We start from the raw sequence: 26,969 nt of genomic DNA, 5'->3' as shown, positions 1-26,969 counted from the left end.
ATGCCACTCAATCCATTCGCCAGCCTGTTCGGTCGCTCGCCCATTGGGCCGATGCAGAAGCACTTCGCCAAAGCCCATGAATGCGCAGCGCACCTGGTGCCTTTTTTCGACGCCGTGATGGCTGAGGACTGGGCCAAGGTAGAGCAGGTGCAACAGGACATGGCGCGGCTGGAGGGCGAAGCCGACAAACTCAAGAAAAGCGTACGGCTGCACCTGCCCAAGAGCCTGTTTCTGCCAGTGCCGCGCTCGGATCTGCTTGAGCTGCTGAGTGTACAGGACAAAGTTGCCAACCGCGCCAAGGACATCGCCGGCCTGATGCTGGGCCGTGAAATGGCCATTCCACAGGCTATGCAGCCACTGATGCGCGCCTTCGTGCAGCGTACCGTGGATGCCAGTGCCCAGGCGCTGAAAGCCATGAACGAGCTCGATGAGCTGCTGGAGACCGGTTTTGGTGGGCGCGAAGCCGCCTTGGTCGGGTCCATGGTCGAGGAGCTGGAGTTGATCGAGCAGGACACCGATCGCATGCAAATCGAAGTTCGTCGTGCCCTGTTCAAGCTGGAAAAGGACCTTCCTCCGGTCGACGTGATGTTTCTCTATCAGATCCTCGAGTGGATCGGAGATGTCGCCGACCGTGCCGAGCGTGTCGGTAACCGACTGGAACAACTGCTGGCGCGTTAAGCGCCAGTGTCCTTTCTGGAATCTACGGATTAATTATTTATGTCTTTGATTGCGGACTACGGCCTCGTACTTCTGCTACTTGCCTGTCTCTTCGGCTTTTTCATGGCCTGGGGCGTGGGTGCCAACGACGTGGCCAACGCCATGGGTACCTCGGTTGGCTCGCAGGCGCTGACCATCAAACAGGCGATTCTGGTCGCCATGGTCTTCGAGTTCGCTGGCGCCTATCTGGCCGGCGGCCAGGTGACCGAAACGATCAAGAGCGGCATCGTCGATGCCACCTTGATCACCCCGGACTTGATGGTGCTGGGCATGATGTCGGCGCTGCTGGCGGCAGGAACCTGGCTGCTGATTGCGTCGATGCGTGGCTGGCCGGTTTCCACCACCCATTCGATCGTTGGCGCGGTGATCGGCTTCGCCGCGGTCGGCGTGTCCATGGACGCCGTGAACTGGGCCGGTGTTGGCCCGATTGTGGCCAGCTGGGTGGTCTCGCCAGTGCTCTCGGGCACCGTCGCCTTCGGCCTGTTCGTCAGTGTGCAGAAGCTGATCATCGATACCGATGAGCCCTTCCTCAACGCCAAACGCTTCGTCCCGCTGTATATGTTCCTGACCGGCTTTATGGTCAGCCTGGTTACCGTGACCAAGGGCCTCAAACACATCGGCCTGGATCTGTCGGCTGCCGAGGGCCTGCTTATCGCCCTGGGGGTCGGCGCGCTGGTAATGCTGTTGGGTATCGTCCTGCTTAGCCGGATCAAGATCGACATCGAAGCGGACAAGGGCTTCCACTACGCCAGCGTGGAGAAAGTCTTCGCCGTGCTGATGATCTTCACCGCCTGTTCCATGGCCTTTGCCCACGGTTCCAACGACGTGGCCAACGCCGTCGGCCCGCTGGCAGCCATCGTCGGCGTGATCCAGTCCGGCGGTGAAGCCGTAGGTGCCAAGGCGGCGCTGCCAGCCTGGGTCCTGCTGCTCGGTGCGGTGGGTATCGTCATCGGCCTGGCCACCTATGGCTACAAGGTGATCGCCACCATCGGCAAGCAGATCACCGAGCTGACCCCGAGCCGCGGCTTTGCCGCCGAACTGGCGACGGCCACCACCGTGGTCGGCGCCTCGGCCATCGGCTTGCCGGTGTCCACCACCCACACCTTGGTCGGCGCGGTACTGGGCGTCGGCCTGGCGCGGGGTATTGGCGCACTGAACCTGGGCGTGATCGGCAAGATCTTCATGTCCTGGTTGATCACCCTGCCGGTCGGTGCGGCCCTGGCCATCGTGTTCTTCTATATCCTGCGCGGCATCTTCCTTTGAGGCTGTGAAAAAACGCGCGCGCCGGCGCTCGGTATTTACCCAATCGCCGAGATAGTGCCCGGCGGTTTCATCCGCACCGGCGTTGCCCCTATGATGGTGGCAACGCCCGCGGAGACCGCCAATGCCCCTGCCTTCTTTCAAAGAGCAATTCGCCGCGCTGATCGCCGCGCCTTCGGTGAGCTGTACCCAGGCGCACTGGGATCAGTCCAATCGGCCGGTGATCGAGTTGCTCTCGAGCTGGCTCGGCGACCTCGGCTTCGCCTGCGAAGTGCAGGAAATCAATCCGGGTAAGTTCAACTTGCTGGCCAGTTACGGCAGCGGCCCTGGCGGCCTGGTGCTGGCTGGACACAGTGACACCGTGCCCTTCGATGCGGCCTTGTGGCAGAGCGACCCGCTCAAGCTGACCGAGGTCGATGGCCGCTGGGTTGGCCTCGGCAGTTGCGATATGAAGGGCTTCTTCGCGCTGGTCATCGACGCGGTGCAGCCCTTGCTGACCCAGCGCTTCCAGCAGCCACTGCTGATCCTCGCCACCTGTGATGAAGAAAGCTCGATGTCCGGCGCCCGGGCCCTGGCCGCTGCCGGCCGGCCGCTGGGGCGCGCCGCGGTGATCGGCGAGCCGACCGGGCTGAAGCCGATACGGCTGCACAAGGGCATCATGATGGAGCGCATCGACATCCTCGGGCAGAGCGGCCATTCCTCCGACCCGCGCCTCGGTCACAGCGCGCTGGAGGCGATGCAGGATGTACTGGCCGAACTGCGCGGCTTGCGCGGCCAGTGGCAGCGTGAATTCAACAACCCGCAGTTCAGCGTGCCGCAGCCAACCCTGAATCTTGGCTGCATCCACGGTGGCGACAACCCCAATCGTATCTGCGGCCAGTGCTCGCTGGAGTTCGACCTGCGCCCATTGCCGGGCATGCAGCCGGAACTGCTGCGTGCGGCGATCCGGCAGAAGCTGCAACCGCTGGCCGAGCGGCACCAGGTCAAGATCGACTTTGCCCCGCTGTTTCCCAGCGTGCCACCCTTCGAACAGGCCGCCGACAGTGAATTGGTGCGCCTGGCCGAGCGGCTGACCGGGCACAGCGCGGCTTCGGTGGCGTTTGCCACCGAAGCGCCTTATCTTCAGCAGCTTGGTTGCGAGACCCTGGTGCTTGGCCCCGGCGATATCGACTGTGCCCATCAACCGGGCGAGTACCTAGAAATGTCACGTCTCGAACCGACCGTGCGTCTGTTACGTCAGCTGATTCAACACTACTGCCTAAAGGGGTGTTTACAAAAGTAGCGAGCGATGGCCAGGCAAGGCGAAATCAGCCGCAACGCAGCGTAGCGGAGTAACAACCGCAGGCTGGCCCCGAAGGGGTGAGCGCAGCGAATCAAAAGCGGAGTGTACGAATAGTACATGAGCATTTTGAGACGCCGAGTCCCGGGCTAATTTCAACGCTGCATGGCCGAGCGCAGTAATTTGTAAGCACCCTCTGAGCCCGGTCGAATGATCCGGGCATGACCTGTACCCATGGGAGGAGCGAACGCGTGAAGCTGTCCTACTTGCGACGATAACCCGCTGCTCCCGGCTGCCTCGTCCGGCGCTCGCGCGCCTTGTTCATGCGTTATCTTCACGACTCACAGGTTCTCTGCGCAATGCACGACTACGTTAATTGGCTTCGCCACGCTTCGCCCTATATCAATGCCCACCGCGACTGCACCTTCGTCGTGATGCTGCCGGGCGAGGGCGTTGCCCACCCGAATTTCGGCAATATCGTCCACGATTTGGTGCTGCTGCACAGCCTCGGCGTGCGTCTGGTGCTGGTGCACGGCTCGCGCTCGCAGATCGAGGCGCGTCTGGTCGCTCGCGGGATAACCCCGCACTTTCACCGTGATTTACGCGTCACCGACAGCGCGACTCTGGAGTGCGTGATCGATGCGGTCGGCCAGTTGCGCATCGCCATCGAGGCGCGCCTGTCGATGGACATGGCCGCCTCGCCGATGCAGGGCGCGCGCCTGCGCGTGTCCAGCGGCAACTTCGTCACCGCGCGGCCGATCGGCGTGGTCGACGGCATCGACTATCACCATACCGGCGAAGTGCGCCGGGTCGATCGCAAGGGCATCGGCCGTCTGCTCGACGAGCGCAGCATCGTGCTGCTGTCGCCGCTGGGCTATTCGCCGACCGGGGAAATTTTCAATCTGGCCTGCGAAGACGTGGCCACCCGTGCAGCCATCGACCTGGGCGCCGACAAGCTGCTGCTGTTCAGTGCCGAGCGCGGTCTGCTCGACGAAGAGGGCCGGCTGGTGCGCGAACTGCGTCCGCAGCAGGTACCGCTCTACCTGGCGCGCCTGGGTAACAGCTACCAGGGCGAGCTGCTCGATGCCGCGGCTCAGGCCTGCCGCGCCGGGGTCAAGCGCGCGCATCTGGTCAGCTATGTGGAGAACGGCTCGCTGCTGACCGAGCTGTTCACCCGCGATGGCGGCGGCACCTTGGTCGACCAGGAGCAGTTCGAGTCATTGCGTGAGGCGAATATCGGCGATGTCGGCGGGCTGATCGAGTTGATCAGCCCGCTGGAAGAGCAGGGCATCCTGGTGCGCCGTTCGCGCGAGGTGCTTGAACGCGAGATCGAGCAGTTCAGTATCGTCGAGCGCGACGGCCTGATCATCGCCTGCGCGGCCCTGTACCAGCTTGACGACTCGGACTACGGCGAGCTGGCCTGCCTGGCAGTCAACCCCGACTATCGCCACGGCGGTCGCGGCGACGAACTGCTCGAACGCATCGAGGCCCGCGCCCGCGCCCAGGGCCTGAAGCACCTGTTCGTGCTCACCACCCGCACCGCTCACTGGTTCCGCGAACGCGGTTTCGTGCCCAGCAGCGTCGACCGCCTGCCCACGGCGCGCGCCTCGCTGTACAACTTCCAACGCAATTCCAAGGTGTTCGAGAAGGCCTTGTAGCCTGCCGCCGAACCCACCGCAGTCAGTCTGCAGGCGGGGTCGAGATGTGCCGCGCCGCCGCTCAAGAGGCGGGGTTGGGTTCATCGCGGCGGGAAGGTTGCTCGGGTACAGGCGCTTTGCGGGTGCCTGGCTCCTACCGGCTGGCTCAGTGGTTCAGGCGATCTTCTGCTGGCGCAGCAGTTGCTCATGGCCGTCGTCCCAGCCGGCCTCCCAGGCCGCGGCAAGCACTTCGGCGCGGTGGTCGTGACGGCTATTGGGTTGGCCGGTGAGGCCCGCCATATAGCCTTGCTGGTAAGCCTTGTTCAGGCTTTCCAGGCTCCAGTGGCGGTTATCCTTGGGATGGGCGTCGGACTCCATGGGCACAGCTCATGTTGATTGCTCTGTGCTTATGCTAGTTGCGCCCGGCTTCCCTGGCTGGGTCGCCGGTCACAGCTTTGGCGCCGTTGTTGGCTTTTGTGACTGGGTCGACTAAATGACCGGGGCCAGGATACTCGCCTGGTAGGTCGTGGCAAAGCTGTCGAAATCGCCCTGTTCCTGAGCCTCCAGTTCCGTCTGCTCGCGCAGTGAGCGTGTGCTCGCGGCTTCGAAGGCGGCTTGTTGCTCAGCGCTCAACGGCTGGCTACGGAAGTAGTCGGCGTGCTGCTTGCTCTGGCGCAGGGCGAACTGGCTGAAGCTTTCGCCCTGCTGCAGGTCTGCGAGCACTTGGGCCGAAGGTGTCAGGCTGGCATCATCGACCTTGTCGCGCTGCGCCTGTAAAGCCTGACTGTGCGCGTCGTCGCCATGGCTCTGGTCGAGCAGCGTGGCGGTTTGCTGGATGCTGTCGAGCAGTTCGTGAGCCCAGGCTTGCAGCGCCACGGGTTGGCCCTGGCGCTGCAAGTGCAGGCCGGGGCGCCGTCCGTCCTTGACCACGTTGAGGAAGTTGTCGGTGCAGGCGTGGCATTCGTCGCCGTCCAGTGGCGGGCTTTCCTGCAGCGCACAGAACAGCAGGAAGGCGTCGAGGAAGCGCGCCTCGACCAGGTCGATACCCAGCGGCAGGAAGGGATTGATGTCCAGGCAACGCACTTCGATGTACTGCACGCCGCGGTCCTCCAGCGCCTGGACCGGTCGCTCACCGCTGTGGGTCACGCGTTTCGGGCGGATGTTCGAGTAGTACTCGTTCTCGATCTGCAGGATGTTGGTATTGAGTTGCAGCCATTCACCGTCCTTCTTGCTGCCGATCTCGACATAGGGCGGGTAGGGCGTGGCGACCGCTTGACGCAGGCTGTCGGTGTAGCTGGTCAGGTCGTTGTAGCAGGGGGTGAGGCCGGCCTGGGCGTTGCTCTGGTAACCTAGGTCGCTCATGCGCAGGCTGGTGGCGTAGGGCAGGTACAGGGTGTCGTCATCGAGTTGCTGCAGTTGGTGCGGGCGGCCACGCAAAAAGCCTGCATCCAGGGCTGGCGAGGCGCCGAACAGGTACATCAGCAGCCAGCTGTAGCGGCGGAAATTGCGGATCAGGGCGATGTAGCGCGCCGACTGATAGTCGCGGGCGTTGCGCGTATTGCCCTCGGCCTGCTGCAGCAGTGGCCACAGACTGTCCGGCACGGAGAAGTTGTAGTGAATGCCGGCGATGCACTGCATCGTCTTGCCGTAACGCAGCGCCAGGCCCTTGCGGTAAACGTATTTGAGCTGGCCGATATGCGAGCTGCCGTACTCGGCGATCGGAATCGTCTGCTCATCCGGCAAGGCGCAGGGCATTGACGGGCTCCACAGGTATTCGCCGTCGAGCTTGCTGTAGACGAAGCGATGGATCTGCTCGAGGTCGGCCAGGGTGATGGCCGGGTCAGGCTCGGCCGGGGTGATGAATTCCAGCAGCGCCTCGGAATAGTCCGTGGTGATTTGCGGGTGCGTCAGTGCCGAGCCCAACGCCAGCGGGTGCGGGGTCAGGGCCAGCTGGCCATCGCCATCGACGCGCAGGCATTCGCGCTCGATACCGTGCAAGCACTGGCTAAGCAGGGAGAGGTTGGCGCGTTCGCCGAGCAGGGCCAGGCGGCGGGAGAACAGGTCGCTCAAGATTGCATTCCTTCACGCATCGGTCGCCCCAATATGGGGGCGGCCGATGCGCTCTACAAGAGGGCGGATGACCGACGTTGGTCGTCTGGTCGGGCAAGTCGCCGCAAAACGCCAGCGACGCCTTGGCGGGCCTTCGCGATGCGTTTGTGCTGCAGCCTGCCGGCTGAATGGTGCCAGTTATAACCCAGCTTGAGCCGCTACAGTTACACGCAAGCGAAGGTGGCTTGTGCCTTGGCGACCAGCTTGTCGCCCTGATGCACTTCGGCTTCGATCACCTGGGTGCGCCTGCCGCTGTGCAGCAACCAGGCCCGGCAGAGCAGATCGCCCTCGCTGACGGGGCGGATGTAGTTGACCTTGCTCTCCAGGGTGACGCTGCTCGGCGTGCCATCGGTCAGGCTGTGGCTGGCCTGGCCCATGGCGCTGTCGATCAGCGAGAACAGCGCGCCGCCGTGGAGCTTGCCGTGCAGGTTACGCAGGCCGTCGTGCATGCTCAGGCGCAGCACGGCCTCGCCAGCGTCGGCCTTGACGATTTCCAGACCAAGCAGGCGGCCAAAGGCACTGCTCTTGCCAATTGCCTCCACGGGCTCGCTCACGGCTTACTTCCTCCGCTGCTTGGCATTGGCGAACAGCGCGGCCATGGCGGCGTTGTTGGCCGGCTGCGGCTCGGCGCGCGGGGTGCTGGCCGACGGACGCGGGCTGGAGTCGCGCTTGCCACCACCGCGTTGGCCGCCGCGCGGCCCTTCGATTTTTTCGCCCGGGGTGTCGCCCATGCGCATCGACAGGGCGATGCGGTTACGTGGGATATCCACTTCCATCACCTTGACCTTGACCACGTCGCCGGCCTTGACCGCTTCATGCGGGTCCTTGATGAACTTCTCCGACAACGCCGAGATGTGCACCAGACCATCCTGGTGTACGCCGATGTCGACGAAGGCACCGAAGTTGGTGACGTTGGTCACCACGCCTTCGAGGATCATCCCCAGTTCGAGGTCCTTGAGGGTTTCGACCCCCTCCTGGAACTCGGCGGTCTTGAATTCGGGGCGCGGGTCGCGGCCGGGTTTTTCCAGCTCTTGCAGGATGTCGCCGACGGTCACCAGGCCGAAGCTTTCGTCGGTGAATTTTTTCGGGTCGAGGCGCTTGATGAAGGCCGCATCGCCGACCAACGAGCGGATATCACGACCGGTGTCGGCGGCGATGCGCTGCACCAGCGGATAGGTTTCCGGGTGCACCGCCGAGGCGTCCAACGGGTTGTCGCCGTTCATCACGCGGAGGAAGCCGGCGGCTTGCTCGAAGGTCTTCTCGCCCAGGCGCGAAACCTTTTTCAACGCGTCGCGGGTCTTGAACGCGCCGTTGGCGTCGCGGTGCGCGACTATGTTCTGCGCCAGGGTCGCATTCAGTCCGGAGATCCGCGCCAGCAGGGCGACCGAGGCGGTATTGACGTCGACGCCGACGGCGTTGACGCAGTCTTCCACCACCGCGGCCAGGCTGCGCGCCAGCTTGAGCTGGGACACGTCGTGCTGGTACTGGCCGACGCCGATGGATTTCGGGTCGATCTTCACCAGTTCGGCCAGCGGGTCCTGCAGGCGGCGGGCGATGGACACGGCGCCGCGGATCGACACGTCAAGGTCGGGGAATTCCTTGGCGGCCAGTTCCGAGGCCGAATAGACCGAGGCGCCAGCCTCGCTGACCATCACCTTGGTCATCTTCAGGGCGGGGTATTTCTTGATCAGCTCGGCGGCCAGCTTGTCGCTCTCTCGGCTGGCGGTGCCGTTACCAATGGCGATCAGGTCGACCGAGTGCTTGGTGCACAGCGCGGCGAGCACGGCGATGGTCTGATCCCACTGGTTCTTCGGCACGTGCGGGTAGACGGTGGCGGTGTCGAGCAGCTTGCCGGTGGCGTCGACCACCGCGACCTTGCAACCGGTGCGCAGGCCCGGGTCGAGGCCCAGGGTGGCGCGCGGGCCGGCCGGGGCGGCGAGCAGCAGGTCATGCATGTTGCGGGCGAACACTGAAATCGCCTCGTCTTCGGCGCCTTCGCGCAGCTCGCCGAGCAGGTCGGTTTCCAGGTGAGTGTAGAGCTTGACCTTCCAGGTCCAGCGCACCACTTCGCCCAGCCATTTGTCGGCGGCGCGGCCCTGGTTGCTGATGCCGAAACGCTCGGCGACCATGCCTTCGCACGGGTGCAGGGTGCCGGGCAGCTCTTCGCCGATTTTCAGACTGGCGCTGAGGAAGCCCTCGTTGCGGCCGCGAAAAATCGCCAGGGCACGGTGCGAGGGGGCACTTTTCAGCTTCTCGTCGTGCTCGAAGTAATCGCGGAACTTGGCGCCTTCCTGCTCCTTGCCGGCAATCAACCGGGCACTGAGGGTCGCGTTGTCCTTGAGGAAGCTGCGCAGGTTGGCCAGCAGGGTGGCGTCTTCGGCGAAACGCTCCATGAGAATGTACTTGGCGCCTTCGAGCACCGCCTTGATGTCGGCGTAGCCTTTTTCGGCGTCGACGAAGCGCGCGGCTTCGCTCTCCGGGGCCAGGGTCGGGTCGTTGAACAGCGCGTCGGCCAGTTCGCCAAGGCCGGCTTCCAGGGCGATCTGGCCCTTGGTGCGGCGCTTCTGCTTGTAGGGCAGGTAAAGGTCTTCGAGGCGCGTCTTGGTCTCGGCCAGGTTGATTTCGCGGGTCAGCTCCGGGGTCAGCTTGCCCTGCTCCTCGATGCTGGCGAGGATGCTGGCGCGGCGATCGTCCAGTTCGCGCAGGTAGCGCAGGCGCTCTTCCAGGTTACGCAGTTGGGTGTCATCCAGGCTGTCGGTGACTTCCTTGCGGTAGCGGGCGATAAACGGCACGGTGGAGCCTTCATCGAGCAGCGCTACGGCGGCAGCGACCTGTTGCGGGCGCACGCCCAGTTCTTCGGCGATGCGGTTGTTGATGCTGAGCATATGAATAGCTACCCACACTGAGAGGCTGTGAAAAAACTCTCGCCTACTGCGGCCGTCTCAAGGCGCCCGCTGCTGACGTTGCGCTACACCGCGAACACCTGGAGAGGGCCCCGCGACGGCGTTCGATATTTTCACAACCGCTGAAACGAAAAACCGACCTCGCAAACCACGGGCCAGACAATAGAGCGGCGCATTATAACCATTAGCGGCTGGATGAATGGGGGTGGAGGGCGTTAGCCGGGCGCAAGCTGATTCGGGTCGCACCACGGCCGATTACTTGGCCCCCGGCCCGCGAGGAAAAATCTGCTAACAATGGCTGCCACCGGTGATCGCGGTGGCTGAGCCATAATGCCAGCGTTGGAGACTGTCTACGCCCGACGGGCGGTACAGATTCTCGGTCAAGGAGCTTCTATGAGCAGCACTGCACTTTCGCTTGAAGGCGAGAAAATTCTGGTAGTCGATGACGATGCCCGCTTGCGGCGCTTGCTCGAGCGTTTCTTCGAGGAGCAGGGCTACCGCGTGCGTACGGTGGAAAACGTCGAGCAGATGGATCGCCTGCTGGCGCGTGAGCTGTTCCATCTGGTCGTGCTCGACCTGATGCTGCCGGGCGAGGACGGCTTGTCTGCCTGTCGCCGGCTACGGGCGGCGAACAATCAGGTGCCGATCATCATGCTCACCGCCAAGGGCGACGAAGCCAGCCGGATCCAGGGCCTGGAGTTGGGCGCCGACGACTACCTGGCCAAACCGTTCAACCCGCGCGAACTGCTGGCGCGGATCAAGGCCGTGCTGCGTCGCCAGGTGCCGGTAGTGCCGGGGGCACCGGGCGCCGAGGACGAGAGCGTCAGCTTCGGCGAGTATGAATTGTCACTGGCCACCCGCGAGCTGAAGAAGGGTGACGAAGTGCATATGCTCACCACCGGCGAGTTCGCCGTGCTCAAGGCTCTGGTCCAACACGCTCGCGAACCGCTGACCCGCGACAAACTGATGAACCTGGCCCGCGGTCGCGAGTGGGACGCCCTGGAGCGCTCCATCGACGTGCAGATTTCGCGCCTGCGCCGGCTGATCGAGCCGGACCCGACCAAGCCGCGCTATATCCAGACGGTCTGGGGCGTGGGTTACGTGTTCGTGCCGGATGGCAATAAATGACGTCGGCGCAATGATCCATCGTAGGAGCGGGCCATGCCCGCGATCCGCAGTCCAATCGCGGGCATGGGACAAGCTGTCCCCCACCGCTCCTACATTCCTGTAAGTGCCTATGAAAACCCCTCTCTGGTTCCCGCAAAGCTTCTTCGCTCGCACCCTCTGGCTGGTGTTGATCGTGGTGCTGTTCTCCAAGGCACTGACCCTGGTTTATCTGATGATGAACGAGGACGTGCTGGTCGATCGGCAGTACAGCCATGGCGCGGCGCTGACGCTACGCGCCTACTGGGCCGCTGACTCGGAGAATCGCGAGAAGATTGCCGCCGCCGCGGGTCTCGAGCGGGTACCCCGTGACACTGTGCCGGTCAGCGAGCAGCACTGGCCCTACAGCGAGATTTTTCAGCGGCAGATGCAGTCCGAACTCGGCCCCGAGACCGAAGTGCGGGTGAGTGCGCAAAATCCGCCAGCGCTGTGGGTGCATGCCCCAGCGTTGGGCGATGACTGGCTGCGGGTACCGTTGTATCCGCACCCGCTGCGCGGCCAGCGGATCTGGAGTGTACTCGGCTGGTTCCTGGGCATCGGTTTGCTCTCCACCGCTGCCGCCTGGATTTTCGTGCGCCAGCTCAGTGCGCCCTTGAAGCGCCTGGTGTTCGCCGCCCGCCAACTCGGCAAGGGCCGTAGCGTGCGTTTGCCGGAGAGCGATACGCCCAGCGAGATGGCCGAGGTCTATCGCGCCTTCAACCAGATGGCCGAAGACGTCGAGCAGGGCGGCCGCGAGCGCGAGCTGATGTTGGCCGGGGTGTCCCATGACCTGCGTACGCCGCTGACCCGTTTGCGCTTGTCCCTGGAGCTGTTAAACCACGACTCCGATCTGACCGAGGACATGGTCCGCGATATCGAGGACATGGACGCGATTCTCGATCAGTTCCTCGCCTTTATCCGCGACGGCCGCGACGAGCCGTTGGAACCTCTCGATCTCGGCGAGCTGATCGGCGAAGTGGTGGCGCCCTATAACCAGCAGCAGAAGAGGGTGCGCCTGTGTCTGGAGCCGGTGCCGGTCTTCCCGCTGCGCCGGGTATCGATCAAGCGGCTGCTGGTCAATCTGATCGAGAATGCCCTGCGCTATGGTGGCAATGCGGTCGAAGTCGCCGTGTCGGTGGCCGGTGACTGCAGCGCGCCTTACATCGTGCTCAGCGTGCTCGACCGTGGCGCCGGTATCGATCCGAGCGAGCTGGGCAGCATCATTAATCCTTTCATTCGCGGCGACCGCGCCCGCGGTGGCCAGGGTGCCGGGCTCGGCCTGGCCATCGTCAAGCGCATCGCCGCCCTGCATGGCGGCAGCGTCGAGTTGCGTAACCGTTGCGGTGGCGGCCTGGAGGCGCGAGTCTGCCTGCCGCTGGGGCTGTTACTGCCGCGCGACGCGGTTTAACTGCAGGCTGTTGTGGCGCTGAATTATGCCGATTCAGCCCACTGTCGCAGACCCTGCACGAGAACATAGGGTCTACGGGGAATCGGTGCGGGTGTCTCAGCCCTTGCCCTTGGTGCGGGTCAGGTTTGGTCCGCCGTTCTTCTCCAGGTACTGGATGACCAGCTCGGCAACGTCCTTGCCGGTGGTGGTTTCGATGCCCTCCAGTCCCGGCGAGGAGTTCACCTCCATCACCAGCGGGCCGTGATTGGAGCGCAGGATGTCCACGCCGGCGACGTTGAGGCCCATGATATTGGCGGCGCGAACGGCGGTCATGCGTTCTTCCGGGGTGATCTTGATCAGGCTGGCCGAGCCGCCGCGGTGCAGGTTGGAGCGGAACTCGCCGGGCTTGGCCTGACGCTTGATCGCTGCGATCACCTTGTCGCCGATCACGAAGCAGCGGATATCCGCGCCGCCCGCTTCCTTGATGTATTCCTGCACCATGATGTTGGCCTTCAGGCCCATGAAAGCCTCGATCACCGACTCGGCGGCCTGCTGCGTTTCGCACATGACCACGCCGATACCCTGGGTGCCCTCCAGCAACTTGATCACCAGTGGCGCGCCGTTGACCATCTGGATCAGGTCGGGAATATCGTCGGGGGAGTGGGCGAAACCGGTGACTGGCAGGCCGATACCTTTGCGCGAGAGCAGTTGCAGCGAGCGCAGCTTGTCGCGTGAGCGGCTGATCGCCACCGACTCGTTGAGCGGGAACACCCCCATCATCTCGAACTGGCGCAGCACCGCGCAGCCATAGAAGGTCACCGAGGCGCCGACCCGTGGGATCACCGCATCGAAACCCTCCAGGGCTTTGCCGCGGTAGTGAATTTGCGGCTTGTGGCTGGCGATGTTCATGTAGGCGCGCAGGGTATCGATCACCACCATTTCATGGCCACGCTGCTCCCCGGCTTCGACCAGGCGACGAGTGGAATACAGGCGCGGATTGCGCGATAGCACGGCGATTTTCATGGGGCACCAGAGATGTCGAGGAGCACAGGTTTGTCTTGAATATAGGTCAGCGCCGGGTTGACCACCAGTTGGCCGTCGACCAGCGCCTTGGAGCCTAGTAGTACGCGGTAACGCATGGTCTTGCGGCAGGTCAGGGTGAACTCCACCGGCCACATGCGATCGCCCAGGGTCAGGCCGGTACGGATCACGTAGCGGCTCTGCACATGGCCGGTGGAACTCTTGATCCGTTTCACCGTTACCAGAGCTGCTTCGCAGCGATGCCGTCGCTGGACCAGGGTGCCGATGTGTGCGGTGAAGCGTACCCAGTCCTCGCCATCACGCTGGAATGGCTGGATATCACTGGCATGCAGGCAGGAGGTGCTGGCGCCGGTGTCGATCTTGGCGCGCAGGCCGATCATGCCCAGATCTGGCAGGTTGATCCATTCGCGCAGGCCGATCACGCTGAGGTGGTCGAAGGTTTTCACGGTAGGCGAGTGCCCTCAGGCCGGGTTGCCCTATAGTGCCCGCATTCTAGTGGTGCGCCGGGACAACTGCATCAGGCAAAATCGCTGGAGGGCGAGTGTTTTTGATTTGAGAGTGCGATGAGCGATAAAGACGACGACAAAGTACGCCTGGACAAGTGGCTGTGGGCGGCGCGTTTCTTCAAGACCCGGGCCCTGGCCAAGGCGGCGATCGAGGGCGGCAAGGTGCATTGCCGTGGTGAGCGTTGCAAGCCGGGTAAGGAACCGCGGATCGGTGATGAACTGCTGATCCGCATCGGTTTCGACGAGCGTAGCGTGGTCATTCAGGGCTTGTCCGTGGTGCGCCGCGGCGCCCCCGAGGCCCAGGCGCTGTACAGCGAAACGGCCGAGAGTCTCGTCCGTCGCGAACTGGCCGCCGCGCAGCGCAAGGCCGGCGCCCTGGGCATGCAGACCGACGGCCGGCCGAGCAAGAAGCAGCGCCGGCAGATCCATCGGTTTCGTGACGGACAGGATTGAGCCCCGGGTCTCCCAAGGGCTGTACGCCAGCTAGTCTGTAAGCATCGCCCTTGGCGTTGCGGAGGCAAGCATGCAGCTGTCGCGAATCAGTCGTCGTCTGTTGTTGACCGGGCTTGGCGGCGGCGTCTTGCTGTTGGCTAGCCCCGGCGTCTTCGCCGAGCTGCTGCTGACTCCGGCGCAGACGCCGGGGCCTTTCTATCCCGACCAACTGCCGCTGGATCAGGACAACGATCTGCTGCTGATCGGCGACCAGCCGACTCAAGCCAGCGGCGTCGTTGTGCAGTTGCACGGGCAGATTCTCGATGCCCGCGGCAACCCACTGAAGGGCGCACTGGTGGAAATCTGGCAGGTCGATGCCAATGGTATCTACCTGCACCGCCGTGGCGGTGACCGGGCCAGGCGTGACCTGAGTTTTCAGGGCTATGGTCGCTTCGAGACTGCCAGCGATGGCCGCTATCGCTTCCGCACCCTTCGCCCGGTGCCCTATCCGGGGCGCACCCCGCATATCCATATCGCCGTGACCCTGCCCGGCCAGCCGCGCTTCACCACCCAGTGCTATATCCGCGGCGAGCGGCTGAACCAGGGCGATGCGGTGCTCAATGCGATCCGCAAGCCACGCCTGCGCGAACTTCTGATCGTGCCTTTCGTCCCGGTGGCCGGTGCACGGGCGGGAGAACAGGTGGCGCACTTCGATATCGTCCTCGGCGTGACCCCGGCGTCTTGAGAGGCTGTGAAACAACTCTCGCCTACTGCGGCCGCCTCCAAACGCCCGCTGCGGCGTTGCGCTACGTGAAAAGCAGGGTCACTTAGCTCACTAAACTCCCCTGCTTTTCACGCAGTGCGCCTTGCCGCGAACGCCTGGAGACGGTCTCGCGACGGCGCTCGATATTTTCACAACCTCTGAGGCTTCACAGCGGCCAGACCACCAGCAGCAACGGCACACTGACCAGCACCACCAGGATCTCCATGGGCAGGCCCAGGCGCCAGTAGTCGCCGAAACGGAAGCCGCCGGGGCTGAGGATCAGGGTGTTGTTCTGGTGACCGATGGGCGTGAGGAACGAGCAGGAGGCGCCAATCGCCACGGCCATCAACAGCGAGTCGGGGTTGACCCCGAGCTGGCTGGCTGCGCTCAGGGCGATCTGGCACATCACCGCGGCAGTGGCGGCATTGTTCATGAAGTCCGAGAGGGTCATGCTCACCACCAACAGCAGGGTCAGCACGATCACCGGATTGCCTTGGGCGACATGCTCCATCAGCAACCGCGCCAGCAGGTCGGCCGCCCCGCTGCTGGACATGGCGCCGGCCACTGGAATCAAGGCGCCAAGCAGCACGATCACCGGCCAGTCAATGGCCTCGTATACCGCGCGCAGGGGCACCACGCGCATCACCATGAACACCAGCACGCCAGCGGCGAAGGCCACGGCGGCCGAGAGCAGGCCAACGCCGGCGGCCACCACGGCCAGCAGCATAACCCCCAGGGCCAGGCCGGCCTGGCCTGGGTTGGGAATGCTGATGGCGCGGGCGGCCAGCGGCACGCAGGCATGGTCGCCGGCAAACTCGCTGATATCGCCGGGTGCGCCCTGCATCAGCAGGACATCACCGCGTTCGATCAGGGTCGAGCGCAAGCGCTTGATCGAGCGATGACTCGCGCGCGAGATTGCCAGCAGATTGAGGCTGTAACGGCTACGTAGGCGGGTGCTGCTGGCCGAGCGCCCGATCAGTTGGGAGTCGGGTCGCACCAGCAACTCCTGCAGAACGCTGGCATCGTCGCTGGATTCCTTTTTGTCGCCATTGCTGTCCTCGTGGTTATGCTTGGCTGCTTTGCGGGCGGCTGGCTTGCTGTCTTTTTTGTCTTTGTTTTCTTTGTCCTCCTCGTGCTCGGCCTCCAGTTTCAGGCCCAGCTTGCCCAGTACTGTGCCGAGAGCCTCGGGTTCGGCCTCGATCACCAGGACATCATCGGCTTGCAAGACCCATCGTGGGTCGGGCGCGGACAGCCGTAGATCGTTGCGCAGCATGCCGATTACCTGGGCGTCAGCCTCATCGAGCAACTGCTCGACTTCCCGCAGGGTCTTGCCCACCGCCTTGGCGCCTTGCTTGACCCGTGCCTCGGTGAGGTAGGTGCCGGTGTCGAAGCTGGCCGCGTTGGCGACTTCCCGCTTGGGTACCAGGCGCCAGCCGAGCAGGGCGATAAACACCACGCCGGTGAGGGCCACCGCGATGCCAACCGGACTGAAATCGAACATGCTGAAGGGCCCGGTGCCGTTCTGCGCGCGGAAGCTGGAGACGATCAGGTTGGGTGGCGTACCGATCAGCGTGGTCATCCCGCCGAGAATGGTGCCGAAAGCCAGCGGCATCAGCACGCGACCGGGGGGCAGCTTCTGTTTTCTGGCGATCTGCAAGGCAATCGGCATCAGCAGGGCGAGGGCACCGACATTGTTCATAAAGGCCGAAAGCAGCGCGCCGAGGCCGGTCAGTGCGGCAATCGAGAACATGGGGCCGGCATTACTGGGCAGTACGCGCTGAGCCAGGACGTCCACCGCGCCGGTACTCTGCAAGCCATAGCTCAGCACCAACACACAGGCGACGGTGATCACCGCCGGATGGCCGAAGCCGCTGAACGCCTCCGCGTCCGGGATCAGACCAACCATGACGCAGGCCAGCAAGGAACCGAGGGCGATCACATCGTGGCGCCAGCGGCCCCAGACAAACATGCCGATGGTGGTGGCGAGGATGGCGAAGATCAAGCCTTGGTCTTGGGTCACGCGGCAAGCGCTCCTCGGGCAATTAGGACGGGATAACGATGCGGCTAACGGCCGTGTCGGTTTGTCGGTAGCTTTGTAGCAGAGCACGCGGCCTGGCGTCAGTTCAATTACCGGCTTCTCGCCAGTTTGGCCTGGCGGGCCACTCGTTTGGCCCGGGGGTTAGCGTCTAAGCTCGAGCCCTCGCTAAGGAGTTCCCGCGTCATGCCCGCCAAGACCGTTCTGATAGTGCTGCCAAAGCGAGATTTCGATCCCAGCGAAGTCGCCATCAGTTGGCAACTGCTGCGCGCGGCTGGCCATCGGGTGCGCTTCGCCACCCTGGATGGCCAGCCGGCGGTTGCTGATCCACTGATGCTCACGGGCGAGGGCCTGGACCCCTGGGGTTGGTTGCCCGGTTTGCGGCGTTTCAAACTGCTCGGTTTGCTCCTGCGCGCCCGCCGTGATGCGCGCGAGGCCTACCGCGACTTGCTGGCGGACAGTGAGTTTCGCCAACCGCTGGATTACCAGCAGCTCGCCGTGGCGGACTTCGATGGCCTGCTGCTGCCCGGCGGGCACTGGGCCCGAGGCATGCGCGCCTACCTGGAGAGCGAGTGTCTGCAGGCCTTCGTCGGCGCTTTCTTCGCCAGTGCCAAGCCGGTCGCGGCTATCTGTCACGGCGTGCTGCTGGCTGCGCGCAGCCGCCGGGCGGATGGTCGTTCCGCGCTGTACGGGCGGCAGACCACCGCCCTGACCTGGGCGATGGAGCGCAGCGCCTGGAACCTGACCCGCTTCTACGGCCGCTTCTGGGCGCCGAACTATTACCGTACCTACCTGGAGGCGCCGGGCGAGCCGGCCGGCCATATGAGTGTGCAGGCCGAGGTCAGCCGCGCCCTGGCCAGCCCGGCGGATTTCCTCGACGTGCCGGCGGCTGCGCCGGATCGCCTGCGCAAGACCAGCGGCCTGCACCGCGACAGCCTGGCCGACAGCCGCCCGGCCTGGGTGGTGTGCGACGGCCAATACGTATCCGCGCGCTGGCCGGGGGATGTGCATACGTTCGCCCGGTGCTTCGTCGAACTGCTGGCTGAATAGGGCGCACGCATCTGCGTGGGCGCCGCGGTTGACTTCTGAACCAAGCAGTCCTAAATTCGCTAAGTGACTCGCGGACGGCCTAAATCATTCGACCCCGAAACCGTACTGGAACAGGCCATGCAGGTCTTCTGGCAGTGCGGCTACGAGGCCACCTCGCTGCAATATCTGCTGGCGCCGACGGCAACCCGCGCGGCTGCATGCAGATAAATGTGGCCAGCGAGTTCTCTCAGACCGATCTGGCCCTGGCCGAGTTTCTGCAACCTGGCGTCGAGCGCATTCAGCGGGTCCTGCGTGAAGCGCTTGCAGCGCGGACCGGTGGCGAGCTGAGCGCTACGGCCGACGTAGACGCCCTGGCCAGCTACCTGCACTGCGTGATGAGCACGCTGCGATAAATTTTTGCTTATATTTTGACCAATCGATCTTTAGTCAGGAGAGCGACATGCGCGAACTTTACGAGCTATGCGGCGGCGACCCGAGTTGGTGTTTTCCCCTTACTGCTGGCGGGTCCGCCTGGCGTTGCTGCACAAGGGGCTGAGCTTCGACAGCCAGCCAATGCGCTTCAGTGACAGAGCCAAGCTGGCCTTCTCCGGTCAGCAAATGGTGCCGGTGTTACGCGATGGCGAGGAGGTGGTCAGCGATAGCCTGGCGATCTTCCGCTATCTGGACCAGCGCTACCCGGCCAAGCCGCTGCTGGGCGATGCCATGAGCAGCGCGCGCCTGGAGCTGATCGACCAGTTGATCCGGCACATTCTGCCAGCGGGCATGCTCAAGGGCTTGGTGCTGAATCTTCATGCGGTCCTCGACCCTGCCGATCACGACTATTTCCGGGAAAGCCGCGAGCAGAGGCTGGGCATGACGCTGGAACAGTTCGCCGACCCGGTCGCCGGCCAAGCCCAGTTGCAGCAGGCACTGCGGCCGCTGGACGCGGTGCTGGCGACGCAACCTTATCTGGACGGTGCCGAGCCTGCTGCCAGCGATTACCTGGTGGCGGGTTTCTTCTTCTGGGCCTGGTGCTTGGGCGAGCAGCCCTGGTCTGGCGATTCACCGATAGGGGTCTGGTTCCAGCGCCTGCTCAGTCAATACGAAGCCCAACTGGGTCCGGTCAAACGGGCGGTATAGGAACATCAAGATGATCGACCTCTACTACTGGACTACACCCAACGGCCATAAGGTCTCAATTTTTCTCGAGGAGACGGGCCTCGACTACCGCGTGCGCCCGGTGCATATCGGCAAGGGCGAACAGTTCCACCCGGACTACCTCAAGATTGCCCCGAACAACCGGATTCCGGCGATAGTCGACCAGGCTCCGGCTGATGGTGGCGAGCCATTGGCATTGTTCGAATCCGGGGCGATCCTCGAGTATCTGGCCGAGAAAAGCGGGCGCTTCCTGCCGCAGGATCTGCGCGGACGCTTCGAGGTCCTGCAATGGCTGCACTGGCAGATGGGTGGAGTCGGGCCGATGGCCGGGCAGAACCATCACTTTAGCCAGTACGCGCCAGAGAAAATTCCTTACGCCATTGAGCGTTATGTCAAGGAAACCGCGCGCCTGTACGGGGTGCTGGACCGCCAGCTGGTTGGGCGCGAGTTCGTGGCGGGGGATTATTCGATTGCCGATATGGCGATCTACCCCTGGGCCAAACAATGGCAACGCCAGCAGCAGAAGCTCGACGACTTCCCGCAGATGGCGCTCTGGCTGGAGCGCATGGCAGCGCGTCCGGCGGTGCAGCGCGCTTATGCCCTGGTCGAGGAGGTCAATAACGATCCGCAGGCACTCATGAGTGCCGAGGCACGCAAGCTGCTGTTCGGCCAGCCCGCCTGAGCCCAGCTTCATGGGCGAGTCTGCCGCGTACCTGTAGGTGCGGCTGCGGCCTGTCGCTGATTCGTGGTTGCGCGCTGAGCCGGGTACACGCCGGCTCAGCGCTGCGCTTCAGACGTACTGCGCCGCCGCATAGCCCGAGGCCCAGGCCCACTGAAAGTTGAAGCCGCCGAGGTGGCCGCTGACATCCAGCACCTCGCCGATGAAATACAGCCCAGGACTTTTCAGCGACTCCATGGTCTTCGACGACACCTCGCGGGTATCCACGCCGCCCAGGGTCACCTCGGCAGTGCGGTAGCCCTCGGTGCCGGCCGGCACCAGTTGCCAGTCGGCCAGCTTGTCGGCGATCGCCTTGAGTTCGCCCGGGGTGTACTGCTTCATCGGCTTGCTGGCGAACCAGTTGTCGGCCAGCAGGCCGGCCATCTTCTTGGTGAACAGCTCGGCGAGCAGGGTCTTCAGCTCGCTGTTCGGTCGGTCGCGCTGCTGCTCGGCCAGCCACTCGGGCAGGTCGATATGCGGCAGCAGGTCGATATGCACGGTGTCGCCCGGCTGCCAGAACGAGGAAATCTGCAGGATCGCCGGGCCGCTGAGGCCACGGTGGGTGAACAGGATGTTCTCGCGAAAGCTCTGGCCGTTGCAGCTGACCAGGCAATCCTCCACCGAGGTGCCGGACAACTCGGTGCACAGCGTCTTCAACTGCGGATCGGTAAGCGTGAACGGCACCAGCCCGGCGCGGGTCGCCAGCACGCTGTGGCCGAACTGGCGCGCGACCTGATAGCCGAAGCCGCTGGCGCCGAGGGTCGGGATCGACAGGCCGCCGCTGGCGATCACCAGTGACTCGCAGCTGACCAGGCCGGCGCTGGTCTGCAACTGGTAGCCGGCCTCCAGCTTGGCAATCTCGCTGACCGAGGTATCCAGGCGCAGCTCGACCCCGGCCTGCGTGCACTCGTCGAGGAGCATGCCGAGGATGTCGCTGGCCTTGTGGTCGCAGAACAACTGGCCGAGCTTTTTCTCGTGGTAGGCCACGCCATGCTTGCCCACCAGGCCGATGAAGTCCCACTGGGTATAGCGCGCCAGGGCCGATTTGCAGAAGTGCGGGTTCTCCGAGAGGAAGTTGCCCGGCTCGCAGTACATGTTGGTGAAGTTGCAGCGCCCGCCGCCAGACATCAGGATCTTCTTGCCGGCCTTGTTCGCATGGTCGAGCAACAGCACCCGGCGCCCGCGCCCGGCAGCGGTCAATGCACACATAAGGCCGGCGGCCCCGGCACCGACAATCACAACTTGAGTAACCAACACAGCCACGTCCCCACAACAGCCCAGGCGCCGCGAGCGCGGCGCCAAACAGCGCGCATCTTAACCGAAGCCGCTAGATCGGTGCGGGCTTGGCGCCGGGCGGGGCCGCGAGCAGACGCTGGTAAACCTGCAGGTCGCTGGCCGAGAAACAGCAGAAGATCACCTCGTCGAAACCGCTGCACTCCTTTAGCGCCGCACGCACCGTGCTTACCGCGATCTGCGCCGCGAGTGCGAGCGGGTAACCGTAGACGCCGGTGCTGATGCTCGGGAAGGCCAGGCTGCGGATGCCCTGGGCGGCGGCCAGTTCGAGCGCGCGCCGATAACAGGCGGCCAGCAGCGCCGGCTCGGCCCGGTCGCCGCCATGCCAGACCGGCCCGACCGTGTGGATGACGTATTCGGCGGGCAAGCGATAACCCAAGGTCAGCTTGGCCTCACCGGTCGTGCAACCGCCCAGCTGACGGCACGCCTCCAGCAACTGTGGCCCGGCGGCGCGATGAATCGCCCCATCGACTCCGCCACCGCCGAGCAGCGCCGCATTCGCCGCGTTGACGATGGCCTGCACCGGCAGCTGGGTGATATCGCCCTGCAGGGCGTGGACTGTGGTTGGCATCTTGTGGCTCCGGGAGTGCCGGGTGGCTCGAATGCTGTGGCCCAGGTTGCCTGGATCGGGCCGGGTTGGTACCCCTGAGTCTAGTCCTTGGCCTTGGCCCTGGCCCTCGGTGGGTCGCCCGCGAGAAAGTCAGCTACGTAGCCCGAATAAGCGCCAGCGCAATCCGGGGGGATTTCCCGGATTGCGCCGAGTGTCGCGTCACAGATCATTTGTCGTGGAGTCCCATGCGCCGTTAACCATCGGCTTGTAGGAGCCGGCCATGCCGGCGATTCGCACGCATGGCGTGCTCCTACACGTATGCGACATTCGGGCCCTGTCGTGACACTAGGCTTATTCGGGCTAGGGTATTGCAGCTGCTGGCGGGCAAGCGAGCATCTCGTTGTTCAGGCACTCAGGTGGCGCAACTGCTCGCTGATACGGCTGGCGCTGGTGAGCGCGGTCAAGGGCTGGTCCCATTGCAGTTCGGCCGGGGGGCCATCGAGGTACCAGAGCCGGTTGGCCAGGTCGTCGGCGTCCCGGGCATCGTGGGTGACACAAATCATCGCCATGCGCGGGTGCGCATCCAGCAACTGGCTGAGCAGTCGGCGCAGCTCCGCGGCACGATCGGGGTCCAGCGAGGCGAAGGGCTCATCGAGCAACAGCAAATCCGGCTTGATCGCCAGGCTGCGGGCCAGCGCGGCACGCCGGGCCATGCCCAGCGACAGCTGATCCGGCAGCGCCTCGGCCACCTCGGCCAGGCCGACCTGGGCCAGCAGCCGGTCGATTTCGGTATTGCCCGCACCGACCATGGCCAGGTTCTGGCGCACGCTGCGCCAGGGCAGCAGACGGTGTTCCTGAAACAGGTAGCCGACCCGCAGCTTGCTGCTGCGCTGGATCATCCGCTCGCTCAGGCGCCGATCCAGCCCGGCGATGCCATTGAGCAGGGTGGTCTTGCCGATGCCGGAAGGCCCCAGCAGGCATATGCGATCGCCCTCGGCGACCCGGGCAGTGATAGCGCCCAGGACCGGATGGCCGCTGGCCTGGCCGTCGATCTGCAGCTCAAGCATGCTGCGCTCCCGCTTCACGCCAGCGCGAGGCCCGGCGTTCCAGGGGTTGCAGCAGCGCCAGCTCGATCAACTGCACCACCGCGATGAATGCCAGGCTGTAGGCCAGGATGCTTGCCACATCGAACACCTGAAAGGCCATGTGCAGCTGAAAACCGATGCCGTCGGAGCGACCGAGCAGCTCGACCACCAGCACGATTTTCCAGATCAACGCCAGGCCGCCGCGGGTCGCGGCCATCAGGTAGGGGAACAGCTGCGGCAGCCATACATCCGCCACCCGCTGCCAGCGGCTGAAGGCGTAGACCTGAGCCATCTGCTCCAGCCGCGGGTCGAGGCTGCGCGCGCCCTCGCGCAGGGTTACCGCGACATTCGGCACCTTGTTGATCACCACCGCCAGGATGGCCGCCACCTCGACCAGGCCGAACCAGACATACAGCAGGATGATGGTGACCAGCGCCGGCAGATTGAGAAACAGCACCAGCAAGGGGTCGAACAGCGCATTGGCCAGCGGCGAGCGGCCCATCCACACGCCCAGCATCGCGCCGAGCAGCATCGCCAGGACAAAGCTGATGAGGACTCGGCGCAGGGTCACGCCCAGGTGCTGCTGCAGGTCGCCGCTCTGCAGCGATTGCCACAGTGCAGCCAGCACGGCGCTCGGGGTGGGCAGCAGCGGTGTTTTGAGTAGCGCGGCGATCAAGGCCCACAGTGCCACGGCCAGCGGCAGCATGATCCAGTAGGTCCAGCGTGGCGGTTTCATCGGCCGGCTCGAAAGAACAAGGACTCAGGCATCAGTTGCGCCGGCTTGGTCCCGGTCAGGGTCAGCAGGCGGCGCAGGTCGGCGATGCGCTCGGCATTCAGCGGTTCGGGGGTGCCTTCGACGAAGCCGGCCCGCAGCGCGGCAAATACCGCGTCGTCCTCGGCGCGCATCAAAGGCCTGATGGCGTCCCAATACGCCGGGGTGTCGGCCAGCTCGGTTTTGCCCTGGCGCAGCGCCCGCTCGAACTGGTCGAGCAACACCCGGTGCTGGGCTGCCCAGGTCTGCGGGAAGACATAGCCGAGCACCGGCAGATCGGGGTTGAGGTCCAGCGCCTGCAGCAGGTCCGCCAGGGCAAACGCGGTACGGCTGCCGCCCTCTGCGCGCAGTCGCGCGGCAAAGTGCCAATAGGTCACCAGCGCATCCACCTGACCCCGGCGCAGGGCCTGGCTGAGCAGCGGCGGCGCGGCGAATTGCACCTCGGCCTCGCGGGCCAGGTCGATACCCTGCTGGCGGGCGACTTGTTGCAGCAACAGCCAGCCGAGACTCTCAGGCCCGCCGGCCACGCCGATGCGCTTGCCCGCCAGATCGGCCACCTGCTCGATGGTGCTGTCGCTGGCGACCACGATCTCGCCGATCTGCGCCGAAAACGGCAGGTACAGGTACAGGTACGGCGTGCCGGCGGCATAACGCGACTGCGCCCAGAGCAGATCGCCCACGGCACCATCGACGCTGCCACTGGCCACGGCCAGCCGTGACGCCGGCAAGTCGGCCACCAGCCTGACCTTGAGCTCGAAACCCTGCGCCCGGTCCAGCTGCCGGCGTTGCAGATGCTCCAGCTCCCAGTGCGCGGTGCCGAACTGCAGCACGCTGAGGGTCAGTACAGGCAGAGGATCACTGCCAGCCGCGGGCGATTCTGCGGCCAGCGCAGACGCACAGCCGACAAACGCCAGCAGCATCAGCGCCGCAGTCACGCCGCGCGCAGCAGGCAGGGCGCGGCGAACCGGCAGGGCGAGGAACAGCAATAAACGCATCATCGCTTCAGGGTACGAAGCCCGGCGCCCGACACGAATAGTACTTTGGTGTTTGTTGTTTGCTGCGATGGTCGGGGGTGGTCTGGGAGGCCCAGTTACGTACCCTTCAATATGCCTGAAAGGGCTTTGGCCACTACCGGAGGCAACTGTCCCGGCGCCCTGATCCGTAACTGCTTATTGATGTTGTAGCGGCCGAACACAACGGTTATGTCGGTCGCGGATACGCCAAACTGTTCAGCGAGAAATCTAACCATATGGTCAGTGGCTTTGCCCGCGACCGGGGTGGCCGTGACGCTAACCTTGAGCTGAGCGCCTTTGGCCTTGCCAATCGCATCCTTCTTCGCGCTCGGAGTTCCCAGGATATTCAGCACCAGCGTTTCGCCATCCATGGCACAAAACGAAGACATTTTGAGTGCCTTGCCAGCGGGTTTGAGTGCTGCAGTAGTGGGTGGTTTTTTCACTGTTCTCTCGAGTGAACCAGGTAAAAAGCCTAACCATCAGGCAAAGGAGGGGGCGGGGGACAGGCTCCTGTAATGAGCGGAGCGAATGGCGTGAACCGTGAGCCGCTCTCATCGTGCGGCCAGCTAGCAAGAATAACGACCGCCTGGGTAAATGAAGCATCCATGCCGCCGAACCTGGCGCGCCACGTGTAAACGCTCGCCGAGCTTGAAGATGGTGATGATCTGGCTGTCGCGAACAACGCGATGTCTTCACGCAGAATTTGCTGGGTCCGATTCGGCGAAAATTCTATGTCTGACGAGCACTGATTTCAGGGGGAATAGCGAAGGATCTCGCTAACGGCCGCTTCGGCGGATTGCAGGGCGCCCTCCATCCAACCCGAATAATCGGAGTAGTCCGATCCCGCGAGAACCAGCGGGCCTTCACGCAGCACCGGGGGCGCGCCCCGCGACCCGGTGGGAGCATAGGTGTAAGCCCCGCCGATCAGCGGATTGTGCTCCCAGTCTTCCCCGCGCGTCTTCACCGCCAAGCTGCGTAGCAGGGGAAGTTGCTGCCTGAGCAGCCGGTCCATGTCCTGGACGCCGCGAAACCGGGCCGCCTGGAGCAGCGGGATTTCCTGGTTGACCGCCGTGGCGCTAAGCACCGCCTTGCCGTTCGCGGAACGCTCCGGAAGGAGCCAGGTCATTCTCGGAAATTCGAAGCCCATGATGTGCTGGCGGATGCCAAGTGCCGCCAACTCCCGGGCATCCACTTGCCCATGCACCTTCAATTCATGCGCGACGACCCGCGCTGCACCCCAGCGCGACAGCCAGCGTGGTTGCCCCGGCCGGTAGTCCAACTCCAGCAACGGCCCGAGCGGCAGTGCCAGCACAACCTGATCGGCGACGTGGGCCACGCCAGCCGCATCCAGGAGCGTCGCGGTGTTTGCGCCGATCACCACGGTCTTGATTGGCGTGTTGCGCCGGATCGATTGCGCATGGCGTGCGGCCAATGCCTCGCTCAGGCAATCGCTGCCGCCCGCCAGCACCTGTGAATTACCACCGGCGGCCTCGCGGCGCGCGATGCGCTGGAAGTACGCGGCGCTGGTTTGCTCCGGGTCAATGGCGGCGAAGGCGCGCACGAACGCTTCGCCGCGGCGCGAAAGTCCGAGGTCCCTGAGCCACTGCAGGGCGCTGCGGGGATCGTCGTCGGCCAGCGGGTCGGCATTCTCGGTATAGGCAAGGTGCAGGCGGTGCGGCCAGCGGGTTTTTTCCCACGGTGACAGTCCGTCGGTCAAAGCGGCGGGGAGGTCGGACGGCAGACGGAAACGAAGCATGCGGCCGTGGTAGCGGAAGACCAGATCCCCTTCGAGGAACGGGTAGTCGATCAGCGGGATTCGCAAGTCGCTGGCGAGCCGGTGCACACGTTGGTGGATGCGCATGATCTGTTCGCCGCCGGCTTCGGCGCGAAGCCCCGGTTCCAGTCCGTCACGTATCGTCAGGATGCGTCCACCGAGGCGCGGCGACGCCTCGAAAAGCACCGCTTGCCGGCCAGCGGCCTTCAGCGCATCGAGCACCGCGAGCCCGGCCAGACCGCCCCCCACGATCAATACCGGGCGCTCAAGCGGTCGGCGGGTTCGTGCGAGCGCTGTGCCCGATACCGCGAGTCCCGCGATGGTCTTGAGAAAATCCCTGCGCGATGAGGACCAACACTTCATTC

The 26,969-nt window shown here is 64.4% G+C and carries 26 protein-coding genes; 12 read left to right on the top strand and 14 right to left on the bottom strand.

Going from position 1 to position 26,969, the window contains the following annotated elements; all coding sequences use genetic code 11:
- The 4 genes from VCJ09_RS22430 to argA all read left to right on the top strand — a co-directional run bounded on the left by VCJ09_RS22430 (position 1) and on the right by argA (position 4,914).
- Complete coding sequence (locus VCJ09_RS22430) at positions 1 to 678, top strand: TIGR00153 family protein (protein WP_079203663.1); 678 nt, start codon at positions 1 to 3, stop codon at positions 676 to 678.
- Between the two features lie 39 nt (positions 679 to 717).
- A complete protein-coding gene (locus tag VCJ09_RS22425) occupies positions 718 to 1,980 on the top strand; it encodes an inorganic phosphate transporter (protein WP_324732222.1) in 1,263 nt (420 codons plus the stop codon).
- A gap of 121 nt (positions 1,981 to 2,101) precedes the next feature.
- The gene (gene argE / locus VCJ09_RS22420) at positions 2,102 to 3,259 is read left to right on the top strand and encodes an acetylornithine deacetylase (protein WP_324732221.1); all 1,158 of its coding nucleotides are present in this window, start codon (positions 2,102 to 2,104) and stop codon (positions 3,257 to 3,259) included.
- Between the two features lie 356 nt (positions 3,260 to 3,615).
- Positions 3,616 to 4,914 carry an amino-acid N-acetyltransferase gene (gene argA / locus VCJ09_RS22415; protein WP_079203660.1) on the top strand — a complete coding sequence of 433 codons (1,299 nt, stop codon included), beginning with the start codon at positions 3,616 to 3,618 and terminating at the stop codon, positions 4,912 to 4,914.
- Positions 4,915 to 5,067: 153 nt separating this feature from the next.
- On the opposite strand, the gene rmf is transcribed toward argA, so the two are convergent.
- The 4 genes from rmf to VCJ09_RS22395 form a co-directional block, all read right to left on the bottom strand.
- Positions 5,068 to 5,271 carry a ribosome modulation factor gene (gene rmf, locus VCJ09_RS22410; RefSeq protein WP_324732220.1) on the bottom strand — a complete coding sequence of 68 codons (204 nt, stop codon included), beginning with the start codon at positions 5,269 to 5,271 and terminating at the stop codon, positions 5,068 to 5,070.
- 111 nt (positions 5,272 to 5,382) lie between these two features.
- Entirely contained in the window at positions 5,383 to 6,963 is a 1,581-nt protein-coding gene (gene gshA, locus VCJ09_RS22405) for a glutamate--cysteine ligase (RefSeq protein ID WP_324732219.1), read from the bottom strand.
- Between the two features lie 203 nt (positions 6,964 to 7,166).
- Entirely contained in the window at positions 7,167 to 7,556 is a 390-nt protein-coding gene (locus VCJ09_RS22400; protein ID WP_324732217.1) for a PaaI family thioesterase, read from the bottom strand.
- Positions 7,557 to 7,559: 3 nt separating this feature from the next.
- On the bottom strand, positions 7,560 to 9,887 hold the full coding sequence (locus VCJ09_RS22395; protein ID WP_324732216.1) for a Tex family protein: 2,328 nt from the start codon (positions 9,885 to 9,887) through the stop codon (positions 7,560 to 7,562).
- Between the two features lie 411 nt (positions 9,888 to 10,298).
- Here VCJ09_RS22395 and ompR point away from each other — a divergent pair, with 411 nt between their 5' ends.
- Both ompR and VCJ09_RS22385 read left to right on the top strand, forming a co-directional pair.
- A complete protein-coding gene (gene ompR, locus VCJ09_RS22390; RefSeq protein WP_079203655.1) occupies positions 10,299 to 11,033 on the top strand; it encodes an osmolarity response regulator transcription factor OmpR in 735 nt (244 codons plus the stop codon).
- Positions 11,034 to 11,142: 109 nt separating this feature from the next.
- Positions 11,143 to 12,456 (top strand): ATP-binding protein, encoded by a 1,314-nt coding sequence (locus VCJ09_RS22385; RefSeq protein WP_324732215.1) that lies wholly within the window; start codon positions 11,143 to 11,145, stop codon positions 12,454 to 12,456.
- Between the two features lie 96 nt (positions 12,457 to 12,552).
- On the opposite strand, the gene rimK is transcribed toward VCJ09_RS22385, so the two are convergent.
- A complete protein-coding gene (rimK, locus tag VCJ09_RS22380; protein WP_079203653.1) occupies positions 12,553 to 13,458 on the bottom strand; it encodes a 30S ribosomal protein S6--L-glutamate ligase in 906 nt (301 codons plus the stop codon).
- Positions 13,455 to 13,922, bottom strand: coding sequence for a retropepsin-like aspartic endopeptidase RimB (gene rimB / locus VCJ09_RS22375; protein WP_079203652.1), 468 nt, complete (start codon positions 13,920 to 13,922; stop codon positions 13,455 to 13,457). The genes rimK and rimB overlap by 4 nt, the downstream gene beginning before the upstream one ends.
- A 117-nt stretch (positions 13,923 to 14,039) precedes the next feature.
- Between rimB and VCJ09_RS22370 the strand changes: the two genes are divergently transcribed.
- Together VCJ09_RS22370 and VCJ09_RS22365 are read left to right on the top strand one after the other, a co-directional pair.
- On the top strand, positions 14,040 to 14,435 hold the full coding sequence (locus VCJ09_RS22370; RefSeq protein WP_079203651.1) for an RNA-binding S4 domain-containing protein: 396 nt from the start codon (positions 14,040 to 14,042) through the stop codon (positions 14,433 to 14,435).
- A 70-nt stretch (positions 14,436 to 14,505) separates the two neighbouring features.
- Positions 14,506 to 15,159: a protocatechuate 3,4-dioxygenase gene (locus tag VCJ09_RS22365; protein ID WP_324732214.1), complete on the top strand. Its 654-nt coding sequence runs from the start codon at positions 14,506 to 14,508 to the stop codon at positions 15,157 to 15,159.
- A gap of 184 nt (positions 15,160 to 15,343) precedes the next feature.
- Here the strand turns inward: VCJ09_RS22365 and VCJ09_RS22360 are convergent, their stop codons facing one another.
- A complete protein-coding gene (locus VCJ09_RS22360) occupies positions 15,344 to 17,197 on the bottom strand; it encodes an SLC13 family permease (RefSeq protein WP_324732213.1) in 1,854 nt (617 codons plus the stop codon).
- A 201-nt stretch (positions 17,198 to 17,398) separates the two neighbouring features.
- Here VCJ09_RS22360 and VCJ09_RS22355 point away from each other — a divergent pair, with 201 nt between their 5' ends.
- The 4 genes from VCJ09_RS22355 to VCJ09_RS22340 all read left to right on the top strand — a co-directional run bounded on the left by VCJ09_RS22355 (position 17,399) and on the right by VCJ09_RS22340 (position 20,081).
- Positions 17,399 to 18,262, top strand: coding sequence for a type 1 glutamine amidotransferase domain-containing protein (locus VCJ09_RS22355; RefSeq protein ID WP_324732212.1), 864 nt, complete (start codon positions 17,399 to 17,401; stop codon positions 18,260 to 18,262).
- 197 nt (positions 18,263 to 18,459) lie between these two features.
- The gene (locus VCJ09_RS22350) at positions 18,460 to 18,654 is read left to right on the top strand and encodes a hypothetical protein (RefSeq protein WP_324732211.1); all 195 of its coding nucleotides are present in this window, start codon (positions 18,460 to 18,462) and stop codon (positions 18,652 to 18,654) included.
- A 67-nt stretch (positions 18,655 to 18,721) separates the two neighbouring features.
- Positions 18,722 to 19,381 (top strand): glutathione S-transferase N-terminal domain-containing protein, encoded by a 660-nt coding sequence (locus tag VCJ09_RS22345; RefSeq protein ID WP_324732210.1) that lies wholly within the window; start codon positions 18,722 to 18,724, stop codon positions 19,379 to 19,381.
- A 10-nt stretch (positions 19,382 to 19,391) separates the two neighbouring features.
- Positions 19,392 to 20,081, top strand: coding sequence for a glutathione S-transferase N-terminal domain-containing protein (locus tag VCJ09_RS22340; protein ID WP_324732209.1), 690 nt, complete (start codon positions 19,392 to 19,394; stop codon positions 20,079 to 20,081).
- A gap of 108 nt (positions 20,082 to 20,189) precedes the next feature.
- Here VCJ09_RS22340 and VCJ09_RS22335 read toward each other — a convergent pair whose 3' ends face one another.
- From VCJ09_RS22335 to VCJ09_RS22305, 7 genes are all read right to left on the bottom strand, one after another.
- The gene (locus VCJ09_RS22335) at positions 20,190 to 21,374 is read right to left on the bottom strand and encodes a BaiN/RdsA family NAD(P)/FAD-dependent oxidoreductase (protein WP_324732208.1); all 1,185 of its coding nucleotides are present in this window, start codon (positions 21,372 to 21,374) and stop codon (positions 20,190 to 20,192) included.
- Positions 21,375 to 21,444: 70 nt separating this feature from the next.
- Positions 21,445 to 21,981, bottom strand: a complete 537-nt coding sequence (locus VCJ09_RS22330; RefSeq protein WP_324732207.1) for an O-acetyl-ADP-ribose deacetylase — start codon at positions 21,979 to 21,981, stop codon at positions 21,445 to 21,447.
- A gap of 383 nt (positions 21,982 to 22,364) precedes the next feature.
- The gene (locus tag VCJ09_RS22325; protein ID WP_324732206.1) at positions 22,365 to 23,027 is read right to left on the bottom strand and encodes an ATP-binding cassette domain-containing protein; all 663 of its coding nucleotides are present in this window, start codon (positions 23,025 to 23,027) and stop codon (positions 22,365 to 22,367) included.
- Positions 23,020 to 23,781, bottom strand: a complete 762-nt coding sequence (locus VCJ09_RS22320; RefSeq protein WP_324732205.1) for an ABC transporter permease — start codon at positions 23,779 to 23,781, stop codon at positions 23,020 to 23,022. Before VCJ09_RS22320 ends, VCJ09_RS22325 begins: the two co-directional genes overlap by 8 nt.
- Positions 23,778 to 24,737, bottom strand: coding sequence for an ABC transporter substrate-binding protein (locus tag VCJ09_RS22315; protein ID WP_324734715.1), 960 nt, complete (start codon positions 24,735 to 24,737; stop codon positions 23,778 to 23,780). Before VCJ09_RS22315 ends, VCJ09_RS22320 begins: the two co-directional genes overlap by 4 nt.
- A gap of 170 nt (positions 24,738 to 24,907) precedes the next feature.
- Positions 24,908 to 25,273, bottom strand: a complete 366-nt coding sequence (locus VCJ09_RS22310) for a DUF167 domain-containing protein (RefSeq protein ID WP_324732204.1) — start codon at positions 25,271 to 25,273, stop codon at positions 24,908 to 24,910.
- Between the two features lie 308 nt (positions 25,274 to 25,581).
- Positions 25,582 to 26,967: a flavin monoamine oxidase family protein gene (locus VCJ09_RS22305; RefSeq protein WP_324732202.1), complete on the bottom strand. Its 1,386-nt coding sequence runs from the start codon at positions 26,965 to 26,967 to the stop codon at positions 25,582 to 25,584.
- Positions 26,968 to 26,969: the final 2 nt, after the last annotated feature.

Origin of the sequence: Pseudomonas paeninsulae, from assembly GCF_035621475.1 — a bacterium.
GTDB classification, from domain to species: domain Bacteria; phylum Pseudomonadota; class Gammaproteobacteria; order Pseudomonadales; family Pseudomonadaceae; genus Aquipseudomonas; species Aquipseudomonas paeninsulae.
This window is presented reverse-complemented; position numbering and strand designations above follow the sequence as displayed.

Bases quoted from the DNA above. Each gene is read 5' to 3' on its own strand.
- VCJ09_RS22430 (WP_079203663.1), top strand. From the start codon at position 1: ATGCCACTCAATCCATTCGCCAGCCTGTTCGGTCGCTCGCCCATTGGG.
- VCJ09_RS22425 (WP_324732222.1), top strand. From the start codon at position 718: ATGTCTTTGATTGCGGACTACGGCCTCGTACTTCTGCTACTTGCCTGT.
- argE (WP_324732221.1), top strand. From the start codon at position 2,102: ATGCCCCTGCCTTCTTTCAAAGAGCAATTCGCCGCGCTGATCGCCGCG.
- argA (WP_079203660.1), top strand. From the start codon at position 3,616: ATGCACGACTACGTTAATTGGCTTCGCCACGCTTCGCCCTATATCAAT.
- rmf (WP_324732220.1), bottom strand. From the start codon at position 5,271: ATGGAGTCCGACGCCCATCCCAAGGATAACCGCCACTGGAGCCTGGAA.
- VCJ09_RS22395 (WP_324732216.1), bottom strand. From the start codon at position 9,887: ATGCTCAGCATCAACAACCGCATCGCCGAAGAACTGGGCGTGCGCCCG.
- ompR (WP_079203655.1), top strand. From the start codon at position 10,299: ATGAGCAGCACTGCACTTTCGCTTGAAGGCGAGAAAATTCTGGTAGTC.
- VCJ09_RS22385 (WP_324732215.1), top strand. From the start codon at position 11,143: ATGAAAACCCCTCTCTGGTTCCCGCAAAGCTTCTTCGCTCGCACCCTC.
- rimK (WP_079203653.1), bottom strand. From the start codon at position 13,458: ATGAAAATCGCCGTGCTATCGCGCAATCCGCGCCTGTATTCCACTCGT.
- VCJ09_RS22370 (WP_079203651.1), top strand. From the start codon at position 14,040: ATGAGCGATAAAGACGACGACAAAGTACGCCTGGACAAGTGGCTGTGG.
- VCJ09_RS22365 (WP_324732214.1), top strand. From the start codon at position 14,506: ATGCAGCTGTCGCGAATCAGTCGTCGTCTGTTGTTGACCGGGCTTGGC.
- VCJ09_RS22355 (WP_324732212.1), top strand. From the start codon at position 17,399: ATGCCCGCCAAGACCGTTCTGATAGTGCTGCCAAAGCGAGATTTCGAT.
- VCJ09_RS22350 (WP_324732211.1), top strand. From the start codon at position 18,460: ATGCAGATAAATGTGGCCAGCGAGTTCTCTCAGACCGATCTGGCCCTG.
- VCJ09_RS22345 (WP_324732210.1), top strand. From the start codon at position 18,722: ATGCGGCGGCGACCCGAGTTGGTGTTTTCCCCTTACTGCTGGCGGGTC.
- VCJ09_RS22340 (WP_324732209.1), top strand. From the start codon at position 19,392: ATGATCGACCTCTACTACTGGACTACACCCAACGGCCATAAGGTCTCA.
- VCJ09_RS22330 (WP_324732207.1), bottom strand. From the start codon at position 21,981: ATGCCAACCACAGTCCACGCCCTGCAGGGCGATATCACCCAGCTGCCG.
- VCJ09_RS22325 (WP_324732206.1), bottom strand. From the start codon at position 23,027: ATGCTTGAGCTGCAGATCGACGGCCAGGCCAGCGGCCATCCGGTCCTG.
- VCJ09_RS22320 (WP_324732205.1), bottom strand. From the start codon at position 23,781: ATGAAACCGCCACGCTGGACCTACTGGATCATGCTGCCGCTGGCCGTG.
- VCJ09_RS22315 (WP_324734715.1), bottom strand. From the start codon at position 24,737: ATGCTGCTGGCGTTTGTCGGCTGTGCGTCTGCGCTGGCCGCAGAATCG.
- VCJ09_RS22305 (WP_324732202.1), bottom strand. From the start codon at position 26,967: ATGAAGTGTTGGTCCTCATCGCGCAGGGATTTTCTCAAGACCATCGCG.